The sequence below is a fragment of the endosymbiont GvMRE of Glomus versiforme genome (assembly GCF_003546845.1).
This window is the reverse complement of sequence record NZ_NWVA01000001.1, coordinates 1-8,012: the sequence shown is the minus strand read 5'-3', so window position 1 is coordinate 8,012 and position 8,012 is coordinate 1. Positions and strand designations below refer to the sequence as shown.

Genomic DNA, 8,012 nt, shown 5'->3' with positions numbered 1-8,012 from the left:
GTTCCTCCTTTTTCTCTCTCTCTCTCTCTCTCTCTCTCTCTCTTTGGTCTACTTCTTGCATTCATTGTAAAGATATCACATAGTATTTGCTAAGTCAATGAATAGTGTGAGCTGCTGATTGTTCATTTTCTTCTTTTATAAAATTCTCTTTTTGGTAATCAAAGAAAGCAGGTCAATAGGGCAAGTTTTCTTTTCTTTCGGGCTTTTCTTCCAACCACTGCTTAAATTCTTCGGTTTTGTATTTAGTCATTTTCTACCTCCTGTAATCTTGCTTCTCGGGCTGTGAGTAATTCTTCCAAGAGAGTTTTTTGCTTGGTTAATTTAGTGTCTTGGGTATTGATTTTCTCTAACTGTTCTCGGATAGTTTTGGTTTGGTTAGTGATAGTCTTATCTTTTTCTGTAATCTTGGTTTGTAATTCCCCTTTATCTTGGTTGAGTTGATTAATTTGGGTTTGTTTTTGTTGATTTTGTTCTTGGGCTTGGTCTAGTTTGTTGTGGGTTTGATTGAGTTCTTTTTCTAAGTTCTTTAATCCTTGGTTGAGTTGGGTAATTCTGATTTCCTTTTGTTCTGAGATTTGGTTTAAGTTAGTTTCTCTTTCTTGACTTTGAGTGAGTTGTTGGTTGAGGTTGGTTATTTCTTTATTACGGCTTTCTTTCTCTTTCTCTAACTGTTGCTGTAATTCTCCTTTATCTTTTCAGTGTTGGTTGTTGGCTTGCTGTTCTTTTTCAAAAAGTTTTTGGTAGTGGGTAATTTGCTCAGTCAAGTTCTGAACTTTTTTCATTTCTTCTTTGATACGGGAGAATTGATGTTTATTTTCAGCTTGGGTTTGGGTGAGTTGCTCTTGGAGTTCTTTTTCTTGGTTGGTTCATTCTTGTTTTTCATTAGTTCACTTTTCTTGGAGTTCTTTTAGGAGTTCTTGGGCTTGCTTTTGGTTGGTGATTTTCTTTTGGGCTAGGGTGATTAGGGCTTGTTTTTCTTGTTCTAACTGTTCTTTTCTGTTTTGGGCTAAGAGGGTGAGAGCTTGGATGGTTTTTTTGAGTTCCTTATTCTCTTTATCCAAATTCTCCACAATGATTACATCAGTGCTATTTTGGAGAGTGGTGATATCGTTTTGTAAGATATTCCGTTCCTGTTGTCATTTTTGGTTTAGACTAGCCAAGTGATTTTTGTGTTGCTGTCGTAATAATTGTTCTCGGTAATTCATATTATTCTCCTTCTCCTTTCAATTCTATTCCTTTAATTTGGTTGAGGTTTTCTAGGTCAAAAAGTTTTAAAAAGTCGTTTAGTTCTTTGTCTTTATCAATTTGTTTATCTACTCAGCCACCCATTTTGGTGAGAAAGTCCTCGGTGTTTTTAAAAGGTTGACCTCCGAACTTTCATTTTTTAAGAATTTTATTTAAGTCGGTTTGGGTTTGTTGGTTTTTGGTTTGTTCCCGACTTTTGCTGATTTCTCCTCTCAATATTAACATACATATACCTCCTATGCTCTGGCTAGGGCTCAACTGTTGGTGAAAGGTATCATGCCTCCAATCACGGTCATATGATAGCCAAATTTACTGTTGCCTGAACCAAAGACTTGTTCGTGAGTAATTCCATCTTCATTAATTATCCGGTAAACTACACTTTTTTCGTCATGGAGCGTAGCCAAGGCATTATTGGTGAGTTTCTTTACAATTACTTCTTTGAAAAGTTTGTAGGGGTTAAGGTTAGAGTCACGAGCCACATCAGCTAGAAAGTAGATTTCTAAGTCATCAAGGAAATCCGGGTCAATAGTTAAAACTAAATTCTTTCGGCTTTCACTATTAGTAACTACTTTGTTTCAGTCGTGGCTATTTGGTTTTTGATATCCTCTATTATACTTGTCCGAAGGTTCCACCATCCCGTTGGCTGCTGCTTTGATTTTCCTTAAAATGGCTATGGCTTTATCTAGGCTGTCAATTTTGGCTTCCTCGGCAGTGACGGTTTCCCAAGCAGCATTATTGTAATTGTCTTTGGTGCAGATTACTTTAGTTAAAACTCGATTCAAGTCTAACTTGGGCTTAGTAGTCATGCTGTCCGTTAATTGGTCGACCAGAGCTGCCATTTCAGTCGGAGATTGTAAGGCTCGTTTCATGACCTTTTTGTTATAAATGGTGTAGTAAAAGTGGTCGTGAATGATTTTTAATCGACAAGAGAAGACTTCTGGCAAGTTTTCAGCATCACTACTTTTAAGAGTTTTCTTTCATTTTACTCCTTCTAAGGGCTGGTCTCCAATAAATTCCTCTTCGGCTCCGTGGAATTCCGTAGTTCCTTTGTTAAATACGGAGTAGGTGTTATCAGCATAGATTAACTTCAAAGGTTTTTCTTGGACTACTCGTTCTTGAAGGTTTTCCAAGAGGGGATTGAAGTCCACCATTATTTAAGACCTCCTTGGATTTTGGCTGTTTGGAGCCTTTGGAAATGTTCTAAAAACTCATTTTTGTTTTTAGTTTCTTTTTGGTTGAGTTCGATAAGACAATTACGACGGGCTTCTTTTTTTCAGTCATCTCGTTCGACTTCTAGTCTTTCAATAATTTTGTCTTTGGCTAAACTTGCTTCATCACTTTTAATGGCTGTGTTTTTTCACTGTTCAGCTTTTCCTTTTTGTTTTAGGATTTCAGCTTCATAATCGTTTTTTAGTTTTTCATAATCTTCACTGTTTTTGAGTGGATTTATTTGGTTATTTTCGTTCATATGGATTTTGTTTTTAGAGAACAACAAAAAAATTTTCTCCCTTAATTCTTAGAATTAAAGCAGCGTGTGGAGGTCGTGTGTCTTTCGTGTGCTTTTTTTTTTCTGATTAACTTTTTTGCTTTTTGTTTGTTGGTTTTTTTTCTAATTACAACTAAAATTATTATATAGATTTGTGAACCTCATGGGATGCTACTTGATGAATCCGTGTTAAAAATAAATTATATGTCATTTATACTTAAACCAGGAAAAAACTCTGCTTGACGAAAGCGTGTTGCGAATAACTTAGTAACTGATGTTATTTGTTCTAAAAAAGGAATTGAAACTAGTTTGCCAACAGCTCAAAGGTTAACAAAGTTGCTTGCCAAATTAATTACTTATGCCAAAAAGGCTGAAAAGGAAAAAGAAAAAAAAGAAGTTCGTCAACACTTTTATCGCTTAGCCTTGCGTTATTTAGTAAACAAAAAAAGGGTTGAATTCAAACAAGGAAAAACAAAAACAAGAGTGCTTAGTAAGTTGTTTGACGATTTAGGAAAGAAATATCAAAGTCGATCAGGTGGTTATAGCCGAATTGTTAAATTAGGTCTGCGTCGAGGAGACAACAATTTAAGAGTGGTTTTTAGTTTAGTTTAGAAAAAGAGCAAAAAAAACTTGCTGAATTTTTTACTTAAATAGTTAAAAAATAATCAGGCTTTTATTTAGTGCAATATGTCATTGCTATATTTAAACTTAACTAATTTTATACCTTGTAAAAATAATGATAAATGCTGCCAAGTTAGTCAAAAAATGGACCGCAATCGGAAAGGCGAGATTTCAACCACTTAGCCGATAAATGTAAATCAAATAGAAAGAAGCGAGCATATAAAACAAAGAATATTTAAGAACTTCAATTCACGGAAGGGTAAAAGCAAATCAACTGAGATGGATAAACGTAAAGCCAAAAAAGGAAAGAAGATAAGGCAAAAGATTACTTTTTTCAAAGTTATCAAAGATTAAACCGCGAAAAAGGCATTCTTCGAGAATAGGAGCAACCAGACAAAGAGATAGAAAACTAAAAAACGGACCAAGACTGTGAAAATGTTCTACTTGCTTAGGAACCATTTGGGGTGGCAAAAGCAAGCCCAGCAATAGACCAACAGCAAAATTAAATAAAATCACTAGCCAAAGTTGATGATAAACTTTTTCGGTAAAAGCCGTTTTGATTTTTTTTCAATTCTTTGGTAAGACCCAAGATACAACAATTAAAAAAGGAATTCGAGGAGCAAAAAATCCCCAAATTTTTCCAGCAAGTTCTAGATTAAACATTTGATATAATAATATTTTTTTGCCAAGTGAAGAAAATTTTAAGTCTTAAAATGGCAATAAAACTTGTGGGCTTTGAATGATTTTTTGTAAATGTGAAACTAACTCGTTAATATCATTATAATTATTATATGCTCCAAAAGAAATTCTTAAAGCAGAATTAGCACCAATTAATTTATTTAAATAAGGACAACAAAGATTTCCTGCCCGAATCAAAATGTTGTTTTTTCCCAGGTAATCAACTATGTCATGAGCGTGATAAGATGCCAAATTAAAGGTAATAATATTAGCCGAAACTAATTTTTGGTTATAAATGGTTATGTTCTTAATTTTTTTTAACTTTTGGAGAGTATAATTTCGCAAATCATTTTCATATTTATAAATCTCTTTGGTAGCAAAATTATTTAAAAATTCAAAAGCGGCTTTTAAGCCAAAAATCTCGGCTAGGGGTAAAGTTCCCACTTCCATTTTTTGCGATAATGGTAGATTTTGGTCGGCAATTTCTTCCATTGGTCCAATTTTTTTGCCTCCTCCCCATAATAAATGAGGTAATTTTTCTCCCAGTTCTTTTTTTATTCATAGGACTCCGATGCCAGTTGGTCCGTAAACTTTATGTCCTGATAAAGCCAAAGCATCGATATTTCATTCTGCTACGTTAATCGGAACATGAATAACACTTTGGCAAGCATCTAAGATAACTAAACATTCCGGATTGATTTCTTTAATTTTTTTGGTAATTTCTGCGGCAGGATTAATTACTCCTAAACTATTGCTGACATGGACAAAACTAACTATTTTGGTTTTCTTATCAATATATTTATCTAACTTACTAATATCAATAGTAAATTCTTTATTTAAAGGCAAGAAATCAACAATGGCTTTTTTTTCTTTGGCAATGGCTTGTCAAGGGTGAAGGTTAGAACTATGTTCCAGGTAAGTTAGGCAAATTCGGTCTCCTTTTTGTAAATGATTTTTTAAAGATAAGGCTAAAATATTTAGAGCATGAGTAGTAGAAGGCAAAAAACTAATTTCTTCTACTTTGCCCTTAATCTTTTGGGCAATTATTTCTCTGGTTTCCTGAATAGTGGTTCATACTTTTTTAAACAAAGGACTGCTGCTTTCACTGTGGGAATTAATAGAATATTTTTGATTATAATCATTAATGGCTTGAATTACTGTTTTAGGTTTTAAACTAGTTGCAGCACTATCTAAATAAATTAACTGCTTTTGCTTTTTAAAAATGGGAAACTCTTTCCGCAAATCATCCATATAAAAATATTTTAGTTGGCTCCTCTTCTATTCCTTGCTCTTTTCTGATAAATATATTTAGTGCTTTTTTCTAGATTTGTTTAATTAAGTAGGCAGTTATTAGCATTAGTTTACTAAATTTGATAGTAATTTTTTTAGTTCATTATGGTGAAAAGCAGCCTTATGATAATCAGGAACTAATTGGAAAATTTTTCGGAGTTTTCAAAAGATACTTTGGATACTCAATTAAAAAAGCGTCAGAAAAATTATTGGCCGTAAAATGGTAGTAAAGAAAATAAAAAATTACATTTAATCCTGGAATAATTAAAATTGGTAAGTTAAAAATTATCTTTTGAAAAAAATAGAACCTATTTTTGTTTAAATTGTAGTCCAAAAGTCGGAAAATTCGGGCTATTCTGGCCTGTTTTTGCTGTTTTTCTTCCTCGTGGTTCTGTCAGGTCAGACTGGTTAAAGTAAGTTGAATTTGTTGTTTTTCGGTATAAGTTCATTGCTTTTTCTCTCAATCTTTTTGTTTTTGTAAACTAGTAGTGAGAAATATATAAAAGAGAAAAACCAGAATGACGATTAAATTAAACCACAAAGTCAAAGCCTTTAACTCTTTTCCTATGTTCCAACTATTCAGAAAAAAGAGTAAAAAATAAATGTTGAAACTAATAATTACCAGGTTTCGAAATATTTCGCTGGGAAAATTAACAAAATGAAAAGAAAAACGAGGAACATTATCAAAAATAACTTGGTTGATTTTTGCCTGGTGAATTTTAATCATCTCAGGAGACGATTGCGAGCAGTGATAAATTATTAGTTTTCTTAGCCAATTTTTACTTAATTCCACACAATAATCCTTTAAAAGTGAACCAACAATATCGAATAAAAAAACTCCTAAGAAAAAACTCAAAAGTAAAATAAGTACTAATTGTAGATGTCATTGAGAGTTATGCCTTGGATTAAAATTTTGTTGCCAAAAAATTCAATTAAAACAGCCATAATTAGGATTTTTTTGGTTAAAATTAGTATGAATATTGAAAGGGATTAAAGCCCAAAAGTAACAATTTAAAAAAACTAGCAAGAAATAAACTAAATAAGGAAATTTAATTTTTTGGAAAAGTCAGCGTCCTAACGAGAAAAAGTTTCGTGTTTGGCAAGAAAAAGCAAAATCTTTCTTTGCTATCTCCTTTGAATTCATTTATATAGAATTTTTGTCTGAACTTTTATTAAATATTCTTTCTATTTTCAATATTAATAATTCACTTAAAAATTTAGCAATTTTTTCCAGATTACTTACTTCTTGCAATCCCTGCTCCTCTGCATTTATGATAAAAAAATTAAGTTATTTTGGATTTAGTTTACTATCCAAAAAAATCATAAAGTTAGCAAAGAAAATGTAAACAAGATATTTACACGCGTATGAGAGCCTTTAAGTTTAACCATGGTTTTTTGCCTATAAGTATATTTTTATAACCCTTTTTTTCTAATTTCCTTTTGTCTATATGTGAAATAGATATGAAAGAACAAATTATCAAAAACAACGGGGTGTTGGCCGACCACGAACCTCAACGGCTAAATGAAAAATGCTTAATTTGTCCCAACCAAATAGTAACAGCAGGATTTTATTATTGTTCAGCTCACAGCCAACAAATCCAAGAAGATTATAGGCATTGAAAACAAAAGCAGGATTGAGACATCATATTCAAAATCAAAGGAATTATTAATAAGCACTTAAACTCCCACTCTGCTTGTGAATCCACTCGTTGTGAAGGATTAAAAAACATGCTTAACCAAGCAATAAATAAGGAGGTAATCCGTGGATAATTTAACCACAATTCAAGGTATCCTCACCTCCCGTATAGAAGAAAAAAACACCAAAACCGAACCCTACTATTACGGATTTTTCCAAGTCCCTAACCAAACCCAAGAAATCCCCGTAGTCTTTAAATCCAAACCAAGTATTCCCAAAGGAAGCCAAGTAGAATTAAAGGGACATTGAGCCAACAGCAACAGCACCCGTCCCTCCTTCACCTGCCACCATTACCAAATCCTCTCCAACCCACCCCCACTCACCACCAAATCCCTAAGAGAACAAATCCAACCCCTCCTTTCTTTCGCCTTAGAACAAAAACAGTCTTGAAACCAAAAAGTAGACTTTCTCTTTAAAAAACTTGAAGAACTAAAAAGGCTTGAAGAACTCAACAAATTTGGCAGCCAATACCTCCAAGCCCACCTGCTCCTAAAAAACACTGAATATTCAGCTTTTAGTGAAGGCAAACTAATCATGGAAACTTTCACCCAGAAAAGCTATTTAGAAAGAATGGCCTCTGAATTAGAAGACACAGAGAGAAGAATTAAAGCAATCCAAAATAAGGAGGCCAACCAATAATGGCAATAGATAAGAAAACCAGCGAATTATTAGACAACTTAACCAACCAGTCAATAAAGATAATGAATGAAGCACTAACAGAAAAGGATAAGATTATTGAACTATGGCAAGAAAGAACCCTTGAATTAAGTGCGAAAAATAGACAATGTTATATTTGCTTATCTGATAAAGATTGGATGCCCGAAACTTTAACTTGTAAGAATTGCCACTGAAAAGCCAAGGAGTTCCAGCATGAATAATCTTTGAACTAAACTAACCAACTGACTTAAACCTAAACCAATAATTAAAAAACCAAAAATCGAAGTAATTAAGTTAGAAATCATCAATCCCACAACCAAATTCAAAAGAATTAACTAT

Annotated in this window: 11 protein-coding genes; 4 read left to right on the top strand and 7 right to left on the bottom strand. The window is 33.0% G+C overall.

The annotated features are described in order from the left end of the window. Window positions 1-242: 242 nt before the first annotated feature. Genes GvMRE_RS00055 through GvMRE_RS00040 form a run of 4 tightly spaced genes read right to left on the bottom strand, consistent with a single transcriptional unit; the run spans window position 243 to window position 2,713 of the window. Window positions 243-1,205, bottom strand: coding sequence for a coiled-coil domain-containing protein (locus tag GvMRE_RS00055; RefSeq protein ID WP_147409196.1), 963 nt, complete (start codon window positions 1,203-1,205; stop codon window positions 243-245). Window position 1,206: 1 nt separating this feature from the next. After that, window positions 1,207-1,470 (bottom strand): hypothetical protein, encoded by a 264-nt coding sequence (locus GvMRE_RS00050; RefSeq protein ID WP_147409193.1) that lies wholly within the window; start codon window positions 1,468-1,470, stop codon window positions 1,207-1,209. Window positions 1,471-1,481: 11 nt separating this feature from the next. After that, a complete protein-coding gene (locus GvMRE_RS00045; protein WP_147409191.1) occupies window positions 1,482-2,396 on the bottom strand; it encodes a phage major capsid protein in 915 nt (304 codons plus the stop codon). Beyond that, complete coding sequence (locus tag GvMRE_RS00040; RefSeq protein WP_147409189.1) at window positions 2,396-2,713, bottom strand: hypothetical protein; 318 nt, start codon at window positions 2,711-2,713, stop codon at window positions 2,396-2,398. The genes GvMRE_RS00045 and GvMRE_RS00040 overlap by 1 nt, the downstream gene beginning before the upstream one ends. Window positions 2,714-2,935: 222 nt before the next feature. Between GvMRE_RS00040 and rplQ the strand changes: the two genes are divergently transcribed. Beyond that, window positions 2,936-3,343, top strand: a complete 408-nt coding sequence (rplQ, locus tag GvMRE_RS00035; protein ID WP_172575184.1) for a 50S ribosomal protein L17 — start codon at window positions 2,936-2,938, stop codon at window positions 3,341-3,343. A gap of 96 nt (window positions 3,344-3,439) precedes the next feature. On the opposite strand, the gene GvMRE_RS00030 is transcribed toward rplQ, so the two are convergent. The 3 genes from GvMRE_RS00030 to GvMRE_RS00020 form a co-directional block, all read right to left on the bottom strand. After that, window positions 3,440-4,015: a CPBP family intramembrane glutamic endopeptidase gene (locus GvMRE_RS00030; protein ID WP_147409185.1), complete on the bottom strand. Its 576-nt coding sequence runs from the start codon at window positions 4,013-4,015 to the stop codon at window positions 3,440-3,442. A gap of 45 nt (window positions 4,016-4,060) precedes the next feature. Continuing rightward, the gene (locus tag GvMRE_RS00025) at window positions 4,061-5,281 is read right to left on the bottom strand and encodes an aminotransferase class V-fold PLP-dependent enzyme (RefSeq protein WP_147409183.1); all 1,221 of its coding nucleotides are present in this window, start codon (window positions 5,279-5,281) and stop codon (window positions 4,061-4,063) included. A 160-nt stretch (window positions 5,282-5,441) separates the two neighbouring features. Beyond that, window positions 5,442-6,464, bottom strand: coding sequence for a hypothetical protein (locus GvMRE_RS00020; RefSeq protein ID WP_147409181.1), 1,023 nt, complete (start codon window positions 6,462-6,464; stop codon window positions 5,442-5,444). A 317-nt stretch (window positions 6,465-6,781) separates the two neighbouring features. On the opposite strand from GvMRE_RS00020, the gene GvMRE_RS00015 reads away from it, so the two are divergent. The 3 genes from GvMRE_RS00015 to GvMRE_RS00005 are packed head-to-tail and all read left to right on the top strand — an operon-like array spanning window position 6,782 to window position 7,894. Further along, window positions 6,782-7,090, top strand: coding sequence for a hypothetical protein (locus GvMRE_RS00015; RefSeq protein WP_147409179.1), 309 nt, complete (start codon window positions 6,782-6,784; stop codon window positions 7,088-7,090). Then, on the top strand, window positions 7,083-7,655 hold the full coding sequence (locus tag GvMRE_RS00010; protein WP_147409177.1) for a hypothetical protein: 573 nt from the start codon (window positions 7,083-7,085) through the stop codon (window positions 7,653-7,655). The genes GvMRE_RS00015 and GvMRE_RS00010 overlap by 8 nt, the downstream gene beginning before the upstream one ends. Then, window positions 7,655-7,894 carry a hypothetical protein gene (locus tag GvMRE_RS00005; protein WP_147409175.1) on the top strand — a complete coding sequence of 80 codons (240 nt, stop codon included), beginning with the start codon at window positions 7,655-7,657 and terminating at the stop codon, window positions 7,892-7,894. Before GvMRE_RS00010 ends, GvMRE_RS00005 begins: the two co-directional genes overlap by 1 nt. The last annotated feature ends 118 nt before the right edge of the window (window positions 7,895-8,012 follow it).